This is a genomic window from Cellulosimicrobium sp. NPDC030954, from assembly GCF_055571305.1.
In genome coordinates, this window is sequence record NZ_JBVIFN010000001.1 from 103,083 (window position 1) to 120,476 (window position 17,394).

Annotated in this window: 17 protein-coding genes; 12 read left to right on the plus strand and 5 right to left on the minus strand. The window is 74.2% G+C overall.

Annotated features, from left to right (window positions below; genetic code table 11):
* Nucleotides 1-29 precede the first annotated feature (29 nt).
* The 3 genes from ACZ402_RS00425 (at nucleotide 30) to ACZ402_RS00435 (ending at nucleotide 3,294) form a co-directional block, all read left to right on the plus strand.
* Nucleotides 30-1,052, plus strand: a complete 1,023-nt coding sequence (locus tag ACZ402_RS00425) for an ABC transporter ATP-binding protein (protein WP_375823869.1) — start codon at nucleotides 30-32, stop codon at nucleotides 1,050-1,052.
* On the plus strand, nucleotides 1,049-1,909 hold the full coding sequence (locus ACZ402_RS00430) for an ABC transporter permease (RefSeq protein WP_375823867.1): 861 nt from the start codon (nucleotides 1,049-1,051) through the stop codon (nucleotides 1,907-1,909). The genes ACZ402_RS00425 and ACZ402_RS00430 overlap by 4 nt, the downstream gene beginning before the upstream one ends.
* A 215-nt stretch (nucleotides 1,910-2,124) precedes the next feature.
* Complete coding sequence (locus ACZ402_RS00435) at nucleotides 2,125-3,294, plus strand: cytochrome P450 (protein WP_375823866.1); 1,170 nt, start codon at nucleotides 2,125-2,127, stop codon at nucleotides 3,292-3,294.
* Between the two features lie 256 nt (nucleotides 3,295-3,550).
* On the opposite strand, the gene nrdG is transcribed toward ACZ402_RS00435, so the two are convergent.
* Nucleotides 3,551-4,144 carry an anaerobic ribonucleoside-triphosphate reductase activating protein gene (nrdG, locus tag ACZ402_RS00440; protein ID WP_375823865.1) on the minus strand — a complete coding sequence of 198 codons (594 nt, stop codon included), beginning with the start codon at nucleotides 4,142-4,144 and terminating at the stop codon, nucleotides 3,551-3,553.
* Nucleotides 4,145-4,152: 8 nt separating this feature from the next.
* On the minus strand, nucleotides 4,153-6,411 hold the full coding sequence (gene nrdD / locus ACZ402_RS00445; RefSeq protein WP_375823864.1) for an anaerobic ribonucleoside-triphosphate reductase: 2,259 nt from the start codon (nucleotides 6,409-6,411) through the stop codon (nucleotides 4,153-4,155).
* 261 nt (nucleotides 6,412-6,672) lie between these two features.
* Here nrdD and ACZ402_RS00450 point away from each other — a divergent pair, with 261 nt between their 5' ends.
* The 5 genes from ACZ402_RS00450 to ACZ402_RS00470 all read left to right on the plus strand — a co-directional run bounded on the left by ACZ402_RS00450 (nucleotide 6,673) and on the right by ACZ402_RS00470 (nucleotide 9,715).
* A complete protein-coding gene (locus tag ACZ402_RS00450) occupies nucleotides 6,673-7,446 on the plus strand; it encodes a YwiC-like family protein (RefSeq protein ID WP_375823863.1) in 774 nt (257 codons plus the stop codon).
* 101 nt (nucleotides 7,447-7,547) lie between these two features.
* Complete coding sequence (locus tag ACZ402_RS00455) at nucleotides 7,548-7,916, plus strand: nucleoside triphosphate pyrophosphohydrolase family protein (protein ID WP_375823862.1); 369 nt, start codon at nucleotides 7,548-7,550, stop codon at nucleotides 7,914-7,916.
* Between the two features lie 58 nt (nucleotides 7,917-7,974).
* Nucleotides 7,975-8,505 (plus strand): DinB family protein, encoded by a 531-nt coding sequence (locus ACZ402_RS00460; protein ID WP_375823861.1) that lies wholly within the window; start codon nucleotides 7,975-7,977, stop codon nucleotides 8,503-8,505.
* Between the two features lie 119 nt (nucleotides 8,506-8,624).
* Nucleotides 8,625-9,041, plus strand: a complete 417-nt coding sequence (locus ACZ402_RS00465) for a hypothetical protein (protein WP_375823860.1) — start codon at nucleotides 8,625-8,627, stop codon at nucleotides 9,039-9,041.
* Complete coding sequence (locus ACZ402_RS00470) at nucleotides 9,038-9,715, plus strand: HAD hydrolase-like protein (RefSeq protein ID WP_375823859.1); 678 nt, start codon at nucleotides 9,038-9,040, stop codon at nucleotides 9,713-9,715. The genes ACZ402_RS00465 and ACZ402_RS00470 overlap by 4 nt, the downstream gene beginning before the upstream one ends.
* A gap of 63 nt (nucleotides 9,716-9,778) precedes the next feature.
* Here ACZ402_RS00470 and ACZ402_RS00475 read toward each other — a convergent pair whose 3' ends face one another.
* Entirely contained in the window at nucleotides 9,779-10,564 is a 786-nt protein-coding gene (locus ACZ402_RS00475; RefSeq protein WP_375823858.1) for an SAM-dependent methyltransferase, read from the minus strand.
* 194 nt (nucleotides 10,565-10,758) lie between these two features.
* Here ACZ402_RS00475 and ACZ402_RS00480 point away from each other — a divergent pair, with 194 nt between their 5' ends.
* The 4 genes from ACZ402_RS00480 (at nucleotide 10,759) to ACZ402_RS00495 (ending at nucleotide 15,361) form a co-directional block, all read left to right on the plus strand.
* Nucleotides 10,759-11,583, plus strand: coding sequence for a MerR family transcriptional regulator (locus tag ACZ402_RS00480; protein ID WP_375823857.1), 825 nt, complete (start codon nucleotides 10,759-10,761; stop codon nucleotides 11,581-11,583).
* A 104-nt stretch (nucleotides 11,584-11,687) separates the two neighbouring features.
* The gene (locus ACZ402_RS00485; RefSeq protein WP_375823856.1) at nucleotides 11,688-13,793 is read left to right on the plus strand and encodes an elongation factor G; all 2,106 of its coding nucleotides are present in this window, start codon (nucleotides 11,688-11,690) and stop codon (nucleotides 13,791-13,793) included.
* Between the two features lie 141 nt (nucleotides 13,794-13,934).
* Nucleotides 13,935-14,564 carry a helix-turn-helix domain-containing protein gene (locus tag ACZ402_RS00490; protein ID WP_375823855.1) on the plus strand — a complete coding sequence of 210 codons (630 nt, stop codon included), beginning with the start codon at nucleotides 13,935-13,937 and terminating at the stop codon, nucleotides 14,562-14,564.
* On the plus strand, nucleotides 14,561-15,361 hold the full coding sequence (locus ACZ402_RS00495; protein ID WP_375823854.1) for a hypothetical protein: 801 nt from the start codon (nucleotides 14,561-14,563) through the stop codon (nucleotides 15,359-15,361). The genes ACZ402_RS00490 and ACZ402_RS00495 overlap by 4 nt, the downstream gene beginning before the upstream one ends.
* Before the next feature lie 83 nt (nucleotides 15,362-15,444).
* Here the strand turns inward: ACZ402_RS00495 and ACZ402_RS00500 are convergent, their stop codons facing one another.
* Together ACZ402_RS00500 and ACZ402_RS00505 are read right to left on the minus strand one after the other, a co-directional pair.
* Nucleotides 15,445-16,317 carry a heme ABC transporter ATP-binding protein gene (locus tag ACZ402_RS00500; RefSeq protein ID WP_375823853.1) on the minus strand — a complete coding sequence of 291 codons (873 nt, stop codon included), beginning with the start codon at nucleotides 16,315-16,317 and terminating at the stop codon, nucleotides 15,445-15,447.
* Entirely contained in the window at nucleotides 16,314-17,324 is a 1,011-nt protein-coding gene (locus ACZ402_RS00505; RefSeq protein ID WP_375824128.1) for a FecCD family ABC transporter permease, read from the minus strand. The genes ACZ402_RS00500 and ACZ402_RS00505 overlap by 4 nt, the downstream gene beginning before the upstream one ends.
* Between the last annotated feature and the right edge of the window lie 70 nt (nucleotides 17,325-17,394).

Genomic DNA, 17,394 nt, shown 5'->3' on the forward strand with positions numbered 1-17,394 from the left:
TCGGTACGGCGTACGAAAGGGTGGCTCCGGTGATCCGAGCCCGTGGCCTGACCAAGACCTTCCACCGCAAGAAAGAGACCGTCGAGGCCGTCAAGGGAATCGACGTCGACGTCCGGGAGGGCGAGCTCGTCGCCTTCCTCGGTCCCAACGGGGCCGGCAAGTCCACGACCCTGAGGATGCTGACGAGCCTCCTCGAACCGACCGCCGGGACCGCCGAGGTCGCTGGCTACGACGTCTCCCGCGACCCGGCCCGGGTCCGCTCCCGCATCGGCTTCATCGGCCAGGGCAACGGGGGCGGGTACTCCTACCGCGTGCTCGACGAGCTGCACAACCAGGGCCGCTTCTACGGCCTGCCGCCCGCCGAGTACGCGCGGCGCGCCGCCGACCTGCTCGCCGCGCTCGACCTCGGCGGGCTCGAGAAGCGCACGGTCCAGTCGCTCTCGGGCGGGCAGCGGCGTCGGCTCGACGTCGCGCTCGGGCTCATGAACCACCCGCCGCTGCTGTTCCTCGACGAGCCGACGACCGGCCTCGACCCCCACGCCCGCGCCAACCTGTGGGAGCACATCGCCGCGATGCGCGAGCGGTACGGCATGACGATCGTGCTCACCACGCACTACCTCGACGAGGCCGACAGCATGGCCGAGCGCGTCGTCGTCATCGACCACGGCGAGATCATCGCCGACGCCACGCCGGACGCGCTCAAGCACAGCCACGCCGACGACGTCATCACGCTCGCGGTGGTCCCCGCGGCGGGCGGTGGCAGCCTCTCGGGCGGAGCCCCGGGCGAGGGGTCGGGCGCGGTGCCCGACGTCGTCGGCCGCGTCCGCGCGTCGCTCGCCGAGGACGTGGGGCAGGTCGAGACCACGAGCGGCGCCGACGGCGTCGTGTCCGTCCGGATCTCCACGACCCACGGCGCCGACCGGCTGCCCGAGGCCATCGAGGCGCTGCGCGTCGGCGGCCTCGCCGTCCGCTCGGCCGAGCTCCAGCAGGCGAGCCTCGACGACGTGTTCCTCAACCTCACCGGGCGCAGCCTGCGAGAGGAGGCCGCATGAGCACGCGCACCGACCTCTCGTCCCCGGCCAGCCGGACGACGCCCGGCACCGACGCGTTCCTGCGGACCGGGGTCGCGAAGTTCCTCGCCGACACCTGGGCCGTCTTCACGCGCGAGATCCTGCTCGTCCTGCGCGACCCGTTCACGCTGATCTTCTCGCTGCTGCAGCCGCTGATCTTCCTCGGGCTGTTCGGCCCGCTGCTCACGGGCGCGGTCGGCGGGTTCGGGGGCGGTGCGCCCGGCGGCGGCGGGTCGACCGCGGAGACGCTGCAGTGGTTCGTGCCCGGCGTGATCGTCATGATCTCGCTCTTCGGTACCTCGATGAGCGGGTCGAACCTGCTCTACGAGATGATGACCGGCTCCTACGAGCGCGTCCTCGCCACCCCGCTCGACCGGTCCGCGATCCTCGTGGGCCGCTCGCTCAAGGAGTTCGCCCCGCTCGTCGTGCAGGGCCTGCTCATCGCGCTCGTCTGCGTCCCGTTCGGGTTCACGCTCTACCCGCTGCACCTGCTCGTCGGGCTGCTGCTGCTCGGCCTGTTCGGCATCGGCGTGGGCGCGCTGTCGATCGCGCTCGCGCTCGCCGCGAAGAACCGCGAGTGGCTGTTCTGGGGCGTGCAGCAGTCGCTGCTCTTCCCGCTGCTCATCCTGTCCGGCATGATGCTGCCGCTCGAAGCCGGCCCGGCGTGGATGCGCACGGCGGCGCTGTTCAACCCGCTGACCTACATCGTCGACGCGGAGCGTGCGCTGCTCGCCGGGAGGTTCGCGGACCCCGACGTGCTGTGGGGCTTCGTCGCCGCGGCGGTGACGTGCGTCGTCGGCCTCTGGATCGGCATCCGCCGCACCCGCAAGACCGTCTGACCGGACACCCGCCCCCGCTGTGGGCATGAATTGGGCCCGGTTCTCGCCGCAGAACCCGGCCCAATTCATGCCCACAGCGGGGGGTGGGACGTTTGTCCCGGGTCGGGTGGACGTCGGGCCCGTCCGGCAGCGTTCGTCCCGGAGTGGGCCGGGGGTGGTCGTACGCTCGCATCGGCCCGGTGAGCCGGGCGGACGACGGGACGGGAGGGGCGAGGGTGAGCGAGACCGAGACGGTGCAGGGGACGCGGGACCGCGCGGGGCGGGTGGTCGTGCGGCGGCACGCCGAGGTGGTCGCGGCCGCGCAGGACCCCGCCCTCTTCTCCAGCGCGGCGTCGGCCCACCTGCAGGTGCCCAACGGGCTCGACGGCGCGGAGCACGCGCGGGCGCGCCGGCTCCTCGACCCGTTCTTCGCCCCGGACGAGCTCGCGTGGCTCGCCCCGGTGCTCGACGACCTCGCCGCCGGGCTGGTCGACGACGTCGCGGGCGGCCCGTTCGACGCCGTCGAGCTCGGCGCGCGGTACGCCGTGCGCGCCCAGTCGGCGTGGCTCGGCTGGCCCGCCGACCTCGAGCCCGAGCTGCTCGACTGGGTCGCGGAGAACCGTGCCGCGACCCGCTCCGGCGACCGTGCCTGGACGGGCCGCGTCGCCGCACGGTTCGACCGCATCGTCCGCGACCTGCTCGACGCGCGCCGCGGCGGCGCGACGGCCGGCCCGGTACCGGGCGCACCGGAGGCCGGCTCGACGGTCGGCGCCGTGCCCGGACCCGCGGCGGCCGGCTCCGACGGCGGCTCCGGTCCCGACGTCACCGCCCGGCTTCTCGCCCAGCACGACGACGGCCGCCCGGCCTGGACGGACGAGGAGCTCGTCTCGATCCTGCGCAACTGGACCGGGGGAGACCTGTCCTCGCTCGCCCTGTGCGCGGGCGTCGTCGTGCACTGGCTGGCCGAGCACCCCGGCCACCAGCACCACCTGCGCGACGCCCCGGACCCCGCGCTCGACGCGGCGGTCGACGAGATCCTGCGCCTCGACGACCCGTTCGTCTCCAACCGGCGCGTCGCGACGTGCGACACCGTCGTGGCCGGGTGCCCCGTCGCCGCGGGCGAGCAGGTCGTGCTCGACTGGCGGGAGGCCAACCGCGACCCGGAGGCGTTCGACGACCCCGGCGCGTACGACCCGGAGGGCCACGCCGACCGCAACCTCGTCTACGGGACGGGACCGCACGTGTGCCCGGGGCGCCCGCTCGCGACGCTCGAGCTGCGCGTCCTCGTCCGCCGACTCCTGCGCGCGGGCACGGTCGTGCACGACGCCGCGCGGCCGGCCGAGCGCGAGACCGCGCCCGTCGCGGGCTTCCGCACCGTCCCGGTGCGCGTCGTCGCCGCCCCCTGACCCTCGGAGCCCCGACGGCGCCCGAACCCGCCGAGACGGGAGAAGTGGGGGCGCCCCCCCCCCCCGGGGGGGGCCCGGAAGCCCGGGCGGGGGTGGGGGCCGGGGGGGGGGGGGGCGCCGCCCGCGCCCCGCGGCGGGCGGGTGCGCCCCCCCCCCGTCCCGCGCGGCCCCGGGCCGGCCCCCAACCGCGCCTCGCGGTCTTTGGGCCCCCCACCCACCGGGCCGGGCGGCCCCACTTCTCCCGTCTCGTCGGTCGCTACGAGGCGAGGTCCGCTCCCGCGACGCGCCCGGCGTCGGGCACGCGCGGCCACGGGACGGCGCCGCCCGCCGCGAGGGACGCGCGCGCGTCGAGGACGCGCTGGTTGGTGCTGCCGCGGAACGCGAGGGTGAGGTCGCGGCGCGCGAGCTCGAACCGGCCGTCGACGAGCACGTCGACCTCGGCGAGCAGCGCGCGCTTGTCGGGGGAGCCGGTGCGCAGCTCCTCGAACGTGTAGCCCGTCCAGCACCACACGTCCTTGCGGTCGCCGTGCTCCGCGCGCAGCCGGCGCACGAGCCGCAGGCACACCTCCGTGTTGAGGAACGGCTCCCCGCCGAGCAGGGACAGGCCCTGCACGGCGGGGTGCGCGAGGTCGGCGAGGACCCGCGCCTCCAGCGCGTCGTCGTAGGGGCGTCCGTAGCGAAAGCTCCACGCCGCCTCGTTGAAGCAGCCCTCGCACGCGAACAGGCAGCCGCTCACGTACAGCGAGCAGCGCACGCCCTCGCCGTCGACCATGACGAACGGCTTGTAGTCTGCGACGTACCCCCGGCTGACGCGGTCCGAGCGCCAGCCGGGGTCCGGGGTGCGTGCCACCGTCCCTCCTACGCGGTGTCCGACGGCGCAGCCCCGCCCCCCGGGGTGGTCGGCGCGCCGTCGTCCGTGGTGGACGACGTCGGTCCCGCAAGGTGCTTGACCCGCGCGGAGATCTCCGCGTGGCGGCCGTGCACCATGGGGCGCTGCTGCGGGTTGCCGAGGTACCCGCACGTGCGCTTGACGACGTCGCACGTGCGCGGGTCGGCGTTGCCGCACGACGGGCACGCGAAGCCGCGCGCCGTCGGGTCGAAGTCGCCCGTGAACCCGCACGCGTAGCAGCGGTCGATGGGCGTGTTGGTGCCGAGGTAGCCCACGCGGTCGTAGGCGTAGTCCCAGACCGCCTCCAGGGCCTTGGGGTTCTGCTGGAGCACGGGATACTCGCAGTAGTGGATGAACCCGCCCGACGTGTACCGCGCGTACTCGGCCTCGAAGTCGAGCTTCTCGAACGGCGTCGGGCTCTTGCGGACGTCGTAGTGGAAGCTGTTCGTGTAGTAGTCCTTGTCGGTGATGTCGGGCACCGCGCCGAACCGCTCCCGGTCCAGGCGGCAGAACCGGTCGGTGAGGCTCTCGCTCGGCGTCGCGTAGACGCTGATCCGGTACCCGGTCCGCGCCGTCCACCCCGCGGCGTGCGCGTGCAGGGTGCGCAGCACGTCGAGCGTGAGCTCCTTGGCCTGCGGGTCGTGCTCCCACGCGCCGCCGTAGAACGCGGCGGCGACCTCGTACAGCCCGATGTACCCGAGCGAGACCGTGGCGCGGCCGTCGCGGAAGAGGCGGTCGACGTCGTCGTCCGGGGCGAGGCGCTGCCCGAACGCGCCGTGCACGTAGAGGATCGGCGCGTTGCCCGGCGTCGCCTCCTTGCAGCGCTCGATGCGGAAGACGAGCGCGTCGTGCACGGTCTCCAGGCGCTCGTCGAGCAGGCGCCAGAACGTGTCGAGGTCGCCGTCCGCCTCGAGCGCGATGCGCGGGAGGTTGAGCGTCACGACGCCCAGGTTCATGCGCCCCTCGGAGACGTCCTGACCGTCCTCGTCCTGCCAGCCCTGGAGGAACGACCGGCAGCCCATCGGCACCTTGAACGACCCGGTGAGCTCGACGATCTTGTCGTACGACAGCACGTCGGGGTACATCCGCTTCGTCGCGCACTCGACCGCGAGCTGCTTGAGGTCGTGGTTGGGGTCGTCGGGCTCGAGGTTCACGCCGCGCCGCAGCGTGAAGATGAGCTTGGGGAAGATCGCGGTGCGGCCCTCGCTGCCGAGCCCGCGGATGCGGATCTGGAGGATCGCGCGCTGGATCTCGCGTTCCAGCCAGCCCGTGCCGAGCCCGAACCCGACCGACGTGAACGGCGTCTGCCCGTTCGACGTGAACAGGGTGTTGATCTCGTACTCCAGCGACTGCATCGCGTCGTAGATGTCCTTGCGCGTCTTCTCGCGCGCGTACTCCTCGTGCGCGGCCTCGTCGGCGATCCAGCGGCGCGCGTCCGCGAGGTGCTTCTCCAGGTTGCGCTCGGCATAGGGAGCGAGGAGCTCGTCGATGCGGTTGACCGAGCACCCGCCGTACTGGCTGGAGGACACGTTCGCGATGATCTGGCTGATCTGCGCCGTCGCGGTCTGGATCGAGCGGGGCGGCTCCACCTGCGCGTTCCCGATCCGGAAGCCGCTCGACAGCATCGACCGGAAGTCGATGAGGCAGCAGTTCGTCATGGGCGCATAGGGGTGGTAGTCGAGGTCGTGGTAGTGGAGGTCGCCCTTCTGGTGGGCGTTCGCGACGTGCGGCGGCAGCATCCGCAGCCCGATCGCCTTGCCCACCGTCCCGGCCGTGAGGTCGCGCTGAGTGTTGAAGACCTCGCTGTCCTTGTTCGCGTTCTCGTTGACGACCGTGGAGTCCTTGTCCAGCAGCCGCACGATCGAGTGGTTGAGGTCCGTCGCCCGGCTGCGCGCGAAGTCCCGCTGCACGCGGTAGTCGATGTAGGCGCGGGCGACGTCGTACTCGTGCGACCCGAGCAGCACGTGCTCGACGACGCCCTGGATCTCGTAGATCTTGACCGCCCCGACGAACCGCGCGGCGATCTCCGCGTCGACGCGGTCCACGACCTCGTCGACGCGGCTCCGGTGCGCGGCCGTGAGGTCGCCGTGCACCTCCGCGAAGGCCTTGGTCACGGCGGCGCGGATGCGGCCGTCGTCGAACGGCCGACGCCGGCCGTCGCGCTTGAGGACCTCCAACGTGGTGGTGCTGACGGTCGGTGCTGCCTGGTCGAGCTCGATGGTGCTCATCGTTCCCGTTCCCCTCTGCCCACCGAGTTCTCGTCTCCGTCCCGCAGGGGTTGCGAGACGGACCGCACCCCAACATGTGGGGTCTGGATCACGGCTGCGCCACCATATCTAGTCCGGGGAGCGCGTGCGACGCCGATTCCCGGCGTGGCGCGGAGCGCGGGACAGGTCGGGACCTTGGTCCCGCAGACACAGGCCCTGCGGCCCGCCGCGGCCGGGACCTCTCGCGGTCGGGACCGCGCGCCGCGGGGCTAGCCTCGGGTCGTGTCCCGACGTCCTCCCGGCTGGGTGCCGAACCAGCACGGCGCGTGGCCGATGCTGCTCCTGCCGTTCGTCGTCGGGACGGTCCGGGGGGTCCACGACGCCGGCTTCCGGCCCGTGACCCTCGCGCTCGGGGCCCTCTGGCTCGTCGGCTTCCTCGCCTACTCGGCCGCGGGGCTATGGCTGAAGTCGCGCCGCAAGCCTCGCTACCGGCGTCCGCTGCTCACGTACGGCGCGACCGCCGCGGCGCTCGGGCTGCTCGTGCTCGTGCTCGACCCGGCGCTCGCGCTCTGGGCGCCCACGTTCGTCCCGTTCCTCGCGCTCGGGCTGTGGGCCTCCGCCCAGCGCACCGAGCGGTCCGTCGCCGCGGGCGGCGCGATGACCGTCGCGGCGTCGCTCATGACGGTCGTCGCGTACGCCGCGTGCCGGCCCCCGGGCGGGTCCGTGCTGGCGGTCCCCGCGGTGGTGTGGCTCGTCGCCGCGCTCCTGCTCGCCTACCTGTTCGGGACCGTGCTCTACGTCAAGACGATGATCCGCGAGCGCGGCGTGCGGTCGTACGTCGTCGCCTCGGTCGCGTACCACGCGGCGGTCACCGTCGCGGCGGGCGCCGTCGCCGTCGTGCACGACCCCTCGTGGTGGTGGGCGACGGCGTTCCTCGCCGCGGCGACGGTGCGCGCGGCCGTGCTGCCGGGCCGGCCCCTGAGCCCGCGGGCCGTCGGGATCGGGGAGATCGTCGCGACGGTGCTGCTGCTCGTCGTCGCGCTCGTCGTGCGGTAGGGCCGCGGTTCGGCACGTCACGCGCGGATCGGCACCTCGTGCTGCCGAACGCCGACGGCGGGTGCCGAACGGTCGACGGCGTGCGGTGGTTCACTGGCCCGATGGACGACGACGCGCCCCTGACGGTCTCCGGCCTCGGCGAGCGCGTCGAGGCCGTCTCGGCGCTCTACGCGCGGAAGTTCGGCGTCGAGCGCGACGCCGACTGGTTCATGCTCAAGCTGGCCGAGGAGGTCGGGGAGCTCACGCAGGCGTTCCTCGTCGCGACGGGGCGCACCCGCCCGCGCGGGGACGCACCACGGTCCGGAGCCGCCCCTGACGGGGCCACCGGGGACGACGGCGGGGCCTCGCCCCTCGCGGACGAGGTCGCCGACGTCCTCGCGCACCTGCTCCTGCTCGCGCGCTCCCAGGGCGTCGACGTCGACGCGGCCGTGCGGCGCAAGTGGCTCGCGTGGGAGGCGGAGCTGCCGTGACCCGGCACGGCCCGGGCGGCACGCGGCCGCGCCGCACCGGCGCCGCTAGGGTGGCGCCGTGACCGACCACCGCACCGACCCGCCCGTCAGCGCCGACGAGGTCGACACGCTGCGCGGCTTCCTCGACTTCCACCGCGACACGCTGCGCTGGAAGACGTCGGGCCTCGACGCGGCCGAGCTCTCCCACCGGCTCCGTCCCTCGTCGATGACGCTCGGCGGCCTGCTGAAGCACCTCGCGTTCGTCGAGTCGAACTGGTTCTCCGAGGTGCTGCTCGGGGAGCCGCTCATGGCGCCGTTCGACACCGCCGACTGGGCCGAGGACCGCGACTGGGACTGGACGACGGCGGCGGGCGACTCCCCGGCGGAGCTGCGCATGCTCTTCGACCGTGCCGTCGCGGCGTCCGACGCGATCCTCGACGACGCGCTCGCCGACGGCGGCCTCGACCGGCTGAGCGTGCGAGCGGACCGCCACACGGGCGAGCGCTGGAACCTGCGCTGGATCCTCGTCCACATGATCGAGGAGTACGCCCGGCACAACGGCCACGCCGACCTGCTCCGCGAGGCGATCGACGGAACCGTCGGCGAGTAGCGCCCGGCGACGACCGGTCGAGGGCAGGAGACAGTCGCGGTCGCCGCGTCCGTCTCGTGCGCTCGGCGCCGTGCGGGCGACGGTTGCCGCGAGCGGCGTCGCCCGGGACCATGGCCGACGTGACCGCTCCTGAGCAGCCCTCGTCCGTCCCTCCCGCGCGCCGTCCGAGCGTCGCGACCGTGGTCCTCGCGGCGCTCGTCCTGGTCGGCGTCGCGCTCCTGGCCGCCGCGGCCTGGGTCGCGAGCCGCCCGACGTCGTCCGGATGGTTCGCGTACGCGCCGCTGTCCGGCACCACGTTCGTCCTCCGCGGGGCGTACCCGCTGGGGACCGCGGCGCTCCTCGCCGGCGCGGGCGCGCTGCTCGTCGGGGGCGCGGTCGGGTTCGTCCTGGGCCGCCGTGGCGGCCCGGCCGCGGTGGTGGGCTCCGGGACGACCGGCCCGGGCACCTCGGGCCCCGGCGTCACCTCAGGTCCCGGCGGTGCTGCGGGCTCGGGCGGGACCTCGGGTCCCGGCGTCGACGAGGCGCCCGCCGGATGAGCGCGCGCGACGACCTCGTCCTGCTCGACCTCGACGGCACGGTCACCGACTCGGCCCCCGGCATCCTCGCGTCGGTGCGGCACGCGTACGCCGTCCTGCGGCTCCCGGTCCCCACCGAGGCGGTGCTCCGCGGCTTCGTCGGCCCGCCGCTCGGGGACTCGTTCGCCGCGCACGGCGTCACGCGCGACCGCGTGGCCGACGCCGTCGCCGCCTACCGCGACGTGTACGCGGCCGGGAACCTCCTCGACAACGCGGTCTACCCGGGAATCCCCGCGTGCCTGACGGCGCTGCGCGGCGCCGGGCTGCGCCTCGCCGTGGCGACGTCGAAGCCGGAGCCGATGGCGCGGCGGATCGTCGAGCACTTCGGGCTCGACGCGCACCTCGACCGCGGCCTCGACGACGTGTTCGGCGCCACGCTCGACGGTTCCCGCAGCACCAAGGCCGACGTCGTCGCGCACGCGCTCGCGTCGCTCGACGCCGTGCGGCGCGTGGTCATGGTCGGCGACCGCGAGCACGACGTCCTCGGCGCCGCCGCCCACGGGGTCCCGTGCGTGGGGGTCGCGTGGGGCTACGCGCGCCCCGGCGAGCTGGCCGCGGCGGGCGCGACGGCGGTCGTCGGGACGCCCGCCGAGCTCGCGGCCGTCCTGCTCCGCCGGGAGCCGCTCGCGGCCTGACCGGACACCGCCGGCCGTCGGCGACGCGGGCCGATCGTGCCGGAGCGGACCGTGGGTCGCCGCTCAGGCGCGGGCGACGACGAGGACGGGCGCGAGCAGCCCCGCCCTCGTCGCGGCGACGTTGTTGCTGATCCGCGTGACGAACTCCGCACCGAACACGACCACGAGGCCGTCCTGCCGGGGCCCGCCCCCGGCGGCGAGCGCCGCACGCCGGTCCTCGACGCGCAGGACGTCGAACCCGGCGGCCGTCAGCGCGCGGCTGTAGTCGTCCGGGGTCTCGACGAACGACGACCCGGCGTCGACCGCCCACGGCATGGGGAAGGGCAGGTCGCCCGGCCCGACCCGCATCTGCTCGAACAGCCCGAACGGGCTCCCGGGGCGCACCACGCGGTGGACCTCCGTGAAGAGCGCCGCCTTGTCCGGCACGTTCATGCCGACGTGGACGAGCATCGCGCGGTCGTGCGAGGCGTCCGCGCACGGCAGCCGGTCGCCGTCGCCCAGCGCGAACGTCACGAGGTCGGCGAGCCCCGTCCGCGCGGTGAGCTCGCGCGCGGCGTCGACGAAGTCCGGGCTGAGGTCCACGCCCGTGACCTGGCAGCCGTGCCGGTGCGCGGCGAGCCGCGCCGGCCCCCCGAGCCCGCTGCCGACGTCGAGCAGCGTGGTGCCCGGCGCGAGCCCGAGGAGGTCGAGGAGGGCGGTGGTCGACGACGCGCCCCCGGCGTGGAGCTCGTCGTACGGGGCGAGCGCGTCGACCGTCACGGGCCCGTCGCCGGCTCCTGCTGCGGCGAGGAGGCGGGCCGCGAGATCCTTGCCGGCGTAGTGCTGCCGTACCTGCTGCGTCGTGGCCATGGCGGCCTCCGTGCTCGTCGCGCCCACCCGCGGGCGCTCTTCCTCGACCGTACGCCCGTCGACCCTGCCCTGCCGTGCCGGAAGCCCTGTCCGAGGCAACCTGTTGACCTTGACGTAGCGTCAACTTCTAGCGTGGTTCTCGTTGCCGCACGAGGCGACCGCCGAGCCACCGAGACCGTGAGAGGAGACAGGAGATGCACCCCGCCGGAACGACGAGCGAGCGGACGGCCGACTGGTCCATCCAGGAGGTCGCGCGCCTCGCCGGCACGACGAGCCGGACCCTGCGCCACTACGACGCGGTCGGTCTGCTGCGCCCGAGCCGGGTCGCGTCCAACGGCTACCGCCACTACGACGCCGACGCGCTCGTGCGGCTCCAGCGGATCCTGCTCCTGCGCGACCTCGGCCTCGGGCTCCCCGCGATCCAGGAGGCGCTCGACGGCGACCCGGGCGCGCGGGGCGACCGGCCGCCGTCGGGCAGGGACGCCCAGGTGCGGGCCCTGCGCGGCCACCTCGAGGGGCTGCAGGCGGAGCGGCAGCGGCTGGCGCGACAGATCGCGTCGGTCGAACGGACGATCACCACGATGGAAGGAGGTGGCGAGCTCATGGCGGACGACATGTTCGACGGGTTCGACCACACGCAGTACAAGGACGAGGTCGAGGACCGCTGGGGCAAGGACGCGTACGCGCGCGGCGACGCCTGGTGGCGCGGGATGTCCGACGACGAGCGGGCCGCGTGGCAGGCCCGCACCCGCGAGCTCGGCGCGGACTGGGCCGCGGCGGCCGCGCGGGGCGTCGACCCGGCGTCCGAGGAGGCGCAGGCGCTGGCGCGCCGCCACGTCGAGTGGCTCGGCGCGATCCCCGGCACGCCGGGCGCCGGTGCGGCACCGGTCAAGGAGTACGTCGTCGGCCTCGGTGAGATGTACGTGGCGGACGAGCGGTTCGCGAAGAACTACGGCGGGGTCGAGGGCGCGACGTTCGTGCGCGACGCCCTGCGCGTCTACGCGGACCTGCACCTGTAGGGCCCGTGCCCGGGCCGGGACCTCCGGCCCGGGCACGAACCGCTCGACGTCACTAGCCTGGAACGTGGCGGGACACGGCGCCCCGCCGCCGCCAGGAGGCAGCCATGGCCACGACGTCGACGTCCACCGGCCCGGCCACGACCCGCAACGTCGCTCTCGTGGGGCACAGCGGGTCCGGCAAGACCACGCTCGCGGAGGCGTTCCTCCATCGCGCGGGCGCGATCCCGCGGGCGGGGTCCGTCGCGGAGGGCACGACCGTCTGCGACCACGAGCCCGAGGAGGTCGCGCGCGGCATCTCGGTGAGCCTCGGCGTCGCGCACCTCGACTGGCGGGCGCCCGACGGCGTCACGCACCAGGTCACCCTGCTCGACACCCCGGGATCCCCGGACTTCGCGGGCTCCGTGGACGCGGCGCTCGCGGTGGCCGACCTCGCGGTCGTGGTGGTGAGCGCCGTCGACGGGGTCCAGTCGGGCACGGAGGAGGTCTGGCGGCGCTGCGACGAGGCGGGGATCCCCCGCCTCGTCGTCGTCTCCCAGGAGGACCGCGCGCGGGCGAGCTTCCGCACCGTCCTCGGCGCGCTGCGCGGCGCGCTCGACGCGCCGTTCGTGCCGCTCGAGCTCCCGCTCGGCGAGGAGCAGTCGCTGCACGGCGTGGCCGACGTCCTCACCGAGCGCGCCCGGGAGTACGACGGCGACGGGCGCACCCACGAGGAGGACGTCCCCGCGGACGTGCGCGACGAGGAGCACGCCCTGCACGACGAGGTCGTGGAGGAGATCGTCACGCACGACGACGACCAGCTCGAGGCGTACCTCGCGGGCGATGAGCCCGGGGCCGCGGACCTCGAGCGCACGCTCGCGCACGAGGTGCTCGCGGGCGAGGCCGTGCCCGTCCTGCTCGCGTCCGCGGTGACGGGCGTCGGCGTCGACCGCGTGCTCGACCTCGTGTGCGAGCTCGGGCCGTCGCCCGCCGACCGCGCGGCCGTCGTCGGGCTGCCCGACGGCGCGGGGTCGGGCGGCGCAGACGGCTCCCCGTCGGAGCGCGCGACCACGGAGGTCGCGGCCGACCCGACGGGGGACGCGCTCGTGCACGTCTTCCGGACGGTCGTCGACCCGTTCGTGGGCCAGGTGTCGGTGTTCAAGGTGCTCTCCGGGTCCGTCGCGACGGGCGACCGCCTCGTGAGCACCGCGACGGGCGCCGAGGACCGCGTGCACGGGCTCTTCCGGCTGCGCGGGCGCGAGCACGTCGCGGTCGACCGCGTGGTCGCCGGCGACGTGGCCGCCGTCGCGAAGCTCTCCGTCGCCGCGACCGGGACGCTGCTCGCGGGCCGTCGGATGCCCGTCGCCGCGCGCGACCTGCCGCCGCGCGCACCGGTCTACGCGCTCGCGCTGCGGCCGGTGTCCCAGTCCGACGACGACAAGCTCTCCGCCGCGCTGACCCGCCTGCGCGCCGAGGACCCGACCCTGCACGTCGACCTCACCGGGTCCCAGGCCGTGCTCGGGGGTCTCGGCGACACGCACCTCGCCGTCGCGGTCGAACGGCTGGAACGCTCGTTCGGCGTGCGCGTCACCACCGAGCCCGTCCAGGTCGCGTACCGCGAGACCATCACGCGCGCCGTCCAGGTCGAGGGCAAGGTGAAGAAGCAGTCGGGTGGGCACGGGCAGTTCGCGGTCGTACAGCTCCGGGTGTCGCCGCTCCCGCGCGGGGAGGGATTCGAGTTCGTCAGCTCCGTCGTCGGCGGGTCGGTGCCGCGCCAGTACCTCCCCGCCGTCGAGCGCGGCGCGCGCGAGGCCATGGAGAGCGGCGGGCCGCACGGCTACCCGGTCGTCGACCTGCGCGTCGAGGTGCTCGACGGCAAGGCGCACTCCGTCGACTCCTCCGACATGGCGTTCCGCACCGCGGGCGGGGTCGGGGTGCGCGAGGCGCTCGCGGCCGCGGGCACCGTCGTCCTGGAACCCGTCTCCGCCGTGTCCGTGACCGTCCCGCCCGACGCGCAGGGCGACGTCATGGGCGACCTCTCCGCGCGCCGCGGCCACATCACCGCGACCGACTCCCTGCCCGACGGCCGCGTCCGCGTCGACGCGCTCGTCCCCGAGGCCGAGCTCACCCGCTACGTCCTCGACCTGCGCTCCCTCACCGGCGGGCGAGGGTCGTTCACCGCCGTCCCCGACCGCTACGAGGCCCTCCCGGGCGGTGTCCCTGCCGCGAGGTAGAACCGTGGTGTGGCGGGGACCCTGCTTGTCGGGTGCGAGGGCCGGATCGCTGTCTGTAATCATTCCGCTTTCCGAACCATAGAGGAGATCGCCACCTCGCCTCGTGTCGTCAATTATTCGGAATCCCGTATGATTGACGACATGGTCATCAGCGTGGCAGACGCGGCGCGAGCGCTCGATGTGTCCGAGCGCCGAGTGCTCGCGATGCTCCACGCCGGCGAGCTGCAGGGTGAGAAGGTCGGTGGGCGATGGGTGGTCAGCCCACACTCCCTGCGACATCCCAAGCGGCCGGGAAGGCCGATGAGCCCTCGGAACGCCTGGGCGCTCATCTTGAAGACGGACGCGTGGCTCGACCCGCAGGCGGCGTGGAAGCTCAAGGAACGGATGGCGCACCTACACGACCGGGATGACCCCGCACTGGTTCTCGCCTCATGGCTGCGCTCTCGTGCTGAGAGGCTCGAGCTTTCCGCATCCCGCACCACGACGCTGGTCGACGACGTCCGAGTCGTGCCCAGCGGCGTCAGCGATCGGCGTTCCGGCATGGCCGTGTCCGACCTCGTCGAGCTCTACGTCCACCAGGACGAAGCCGAAGCGCTGAAGGCCGACCACTGGCTCGTCCCCGCGCGCGGCAAGCCGAACGTGATCCTTCACGTCGCGCCTTTCCTGCCGCCCAACCCGGTACCCATCACGCTCGTCATCGCCGACCTGGTCGACAACGGCACGGAGCGCGACATCCGTCAGGCACGTGAGCTGGCGAGGAGGTACTTGTGACGACCGTGGTGCTGCCCGAGATGCCGCCGGCGCAGACCGCCTCCTGGATCGGACTGTTCGATCTCGCCGACCGCATGCCTGACGGCTGGACCCTGGTTGGCGGCCAGATGGTTCAGCTCCACTGCTTCGAGCGAGGCCTCTCGCCCGTTCGCTCCACGAGCGACGTCGACGCGGTCCTGGACGTGCGGGAACATCCGGACGCGCTCATGTCCGTCACGCGCGTCCTGTCCGAAGTCGGGTTCGTCACCGATCTCGCCATGTCCGTCAACGGGACCAACCATCGGTGGCGGCGAGGCGAGGCGATCGTCGATGTGCTCATCCCGCGCTACCTGGGCCCGGTCGCGGCGGGACGACCGGACATCCACGGCGCGCCGGGCCTCGAGACTCCGGGCGCTCAGAAGCAGATCAACCGCAGCCAGAAGGTCACCGTCACCATCGGTGAGCGGTCGGCCGCCATCAACCGACCCTCCATCGTCGGTTCCCTGATCGGCAAGGCATCCGCCCTCCTGATCCCAGGCGACAAGCGGCGGCACCTCGAGGACTTCGTGGTCATGGCGACACTGGTCCAGCCGGAGGACTTTCAGAGCGACGAGCCGTTGAACCCGTTGGAGGCGGACCGGCTGGCCCACGCGATCGGTGCGCTCCGCCGAGACCACGGAGCGATCGTCGGACTCGTCGCCGGCGGAGCGCTCGCGCTCGACCGTCTCGCGACGTACGTGTCGCGCAAGCCTGCGCCCTCGCGTCCAGCCCAGCTCACCGTCCCGGAGTGGGCCCGGCCGCGGCGAAGGCGCCGGTAACGACAGCGGATCGGGCGGCGAGACGGTGAGGGAGCGTCGACGAGGATTCGTGGCGACGAGGAGCGAGCGGTGACGGTCGGGCTTCAGCGGCGCGGCAGGACGATCGGTGCGCCGCCACCGGGATGGTCGACGACCTCGACGGGGTAGTCGTAGACGCCGCTCAGCAGCTCGGCGGTGAGGACGTCGCGCGGACCGCCGTCGGCGACGACGCGGCCGCCCGCGAGGACGGTGACCTGGTCGGCGTAGGCGGCGGCGAGGGAGAGGTCGTGCACGACGACGACCACCGCCCCGCCCGCGGCGGCGTGCGCCTGGGCGAGCTGGAGCACGAGCTCTTGGTGCTTGAGGTCGAGCGCGGCGGTCGGCTCGTCGAGCATGAGGAGCGTCGTGCGCTGCGCGAGCACGCGGGACAGCGCGACGCGGGCCTTCTCCCCGCCGGACAGCGACGTGAAGTGCCGGTCGGCGAGGTGCTCGACGTCGGTCGCGGCGAGGGCCTCGGCGACCGCGGCGTCGTCCTCGTCCTCGAACGGGGTGCCGCGCCAGGGCGAGCGGCCCATGCGCACGACGTCCACGGCGGTGAACGGGAAGCTCAGCGAGACCTGCTGGAGCATGACCGACCGGCGCAGGGCGAGCTCGGTGGGCGTCCACGCGCGCAGCGGTCGGCCGTCGACGACGACGTCGCCGGCCTCGGGGACCAGATCGCCCGTGAGCACGGCGAGCAGGGACGACTTCCCAGCCCCGTTGGGGCCGAGCAGCGCGCGGACCTCGCCCGCGCGCACGTCGACCGAGACGTCGCGCAGGATCGGCGCCTCGCCCAGGGTGAGGGACACGCCGTGCGCGGCGGTGACCACGTCGCCGGGCGCGACGGGCGCGGGGAGGCGGGACCGTCGTCGGGCACCGGTGACGGCGGTGCGGAGCGAGCCGAGGAACGAGGAGCCCTCGTGGCGCAGGTCGCTCATGCCCAGCCTCCCTGGCGCGAGCGCGTGCGGCGCAGCAGGTAGAAGAAGAACGGACCGCCGACGAGCGACGTGATCATGCCGAGCGGCAGCTCGACGTTCGCGACGGCGCTGCGCGCGAGGAGGTCCGCGGCGAGCAGCACGACGGCGCCGCCCACCACGGAGGCGGGGACGAGCGTGCGGTGGCTCGGCCCGCACACCATGCGCACGAGGTGCGGCACGACGAGCCCGACGAACGCGATGATTCCCGTGAACGCGACGCCCGCGGAGACGAGCAGCGCGACGAGCACGATGACGATCTGCCGCAGCCGCTCGACGTCGACCCCGAGGTGCTGCGCGGCGCGCTCGCCGAGCGCGAGCAGGTCCATCTTGCGGCGCACGAGCATCGCGCCCGTGACGCCGACGGCGGCGATCGGCAGCACGACCGCGACGGACTGCCACGTCGCGCCGCCGAGCGACCCGAGCTGCCAGAAGACGATCTGCTCGCGCGCGGCCGGGTCGGCGACGAACGTGAAGAACGCGAGCATCCCGCCCGCGAACGCGTTGACCGCGATGCCCGTGAGCACGAGCGTCACGACCTCGGTCCTGCCCCCGGCGCGCGCGAGCGCGTAGACGACGAACGTCGTGACCAGTCCGCCGAGGAACGCCGCCCCGGCGACCCACGTGCCGGGCACGAGCGCGCCCGCGGTGACGATGACCGCGCACGCGCCCACGGCCGCGCCGGACGACACGCCGATGACGCCCGGCTCGGCGAGCGGGTTGCCGAACACGCCCTGCATGAGCGCGCCCGAGCACGCGAGCGCGGCACCCACGACGATCGCCATCACGACGCGCGGGAACCGCACGACCCACAGTGCGTTCTCGCCCTGCGGGTGCGACGGCATCGGGCCCCAGTCGAGCCCGACGTGGTGCGCGAGCGAGCCCAGCACCTCCGCGGGGGATACGGGCACCTGACCCGTCATCCCGGACACGACCGTGAGCACCGCGAGCGCGACGCCCAGGCCGACCATGAGCCAGCGCGCGGCCCGGCGGCGCTGCTGCCCGACGGCGGGGCCCACCCGGGCGGGCCGGTCGCCCGAG

Coding starts and splice junctions, on each gene's coding strand:
- ACZ402_RS00470 (WP_375823859.1), top strand. CDS start 9,038: ATGAGCGCGCGCGACGACCTCGTCCTGCTCGACCTCGACGGCACGGTC.
- ACZ402_RS00430 (WP_375823867.1), top strand. CDS start 1,049: ATGAGCACGCGCACCGACCTCTCGTCCCCGGCCAGCCGGACGACGCCC.
- ACZ402_RS00485 (WP_375823856.1), top strand. CDS start 11,688: ATGGCCACGACGTCGACGTCCACCGGCCCGGCCACGACCCGCAACGTC.
- ACZ402_RS00480 (WP_375823857.1), top strand. CDS start 10,759: ATGCACCCCGCCGGAACGACGAGCGAGCGGACGGCCGACTGGTCCATC.
- ACZ402_RS00455 (WP_375823862.1), top strand. CDS start 7,548: ATGGACGACGACGCGCCCCTGACGGTCTCCGGCCTCGGCGAGCGCGTC.
- nrdD (WP_375823864.1), bottom strand. CDS start 6,411: ATGAGCACCATCGAGCTCGACCAGGCAGCACCGACCGTCAGCACCACC.
- ACZ402_RS00505 (WP_375824128.1), bottom strand. CDS start 17,324: ATGGTCGGCCTGGGCGTCGCGCTCGCGGTGCTCACGGTCGTGTCCGGG.
- ACZ402_RS00500 (WP_375823853.1), bottom strand. CDS start 16,317: ATGAGCGACCTGCGCCACGAGGGCTCCTCGTTCCTCGGCTCGCTCCGC.
- ACZ402_RS00490 (WP_375823855.1), top strand. CDS start 13,935: ATGGTCATCAGCGTGGCAGACGCGGCGCGAGCGCTCGATGTGTCCGAG.
- ACZ402_RS00475 (WP_375823858.1), bottom strand. CDS start 10,564: ATGGCCACGACGCAGCAGGTACGGCAGCACTACGCCGGCAAGGATCTC.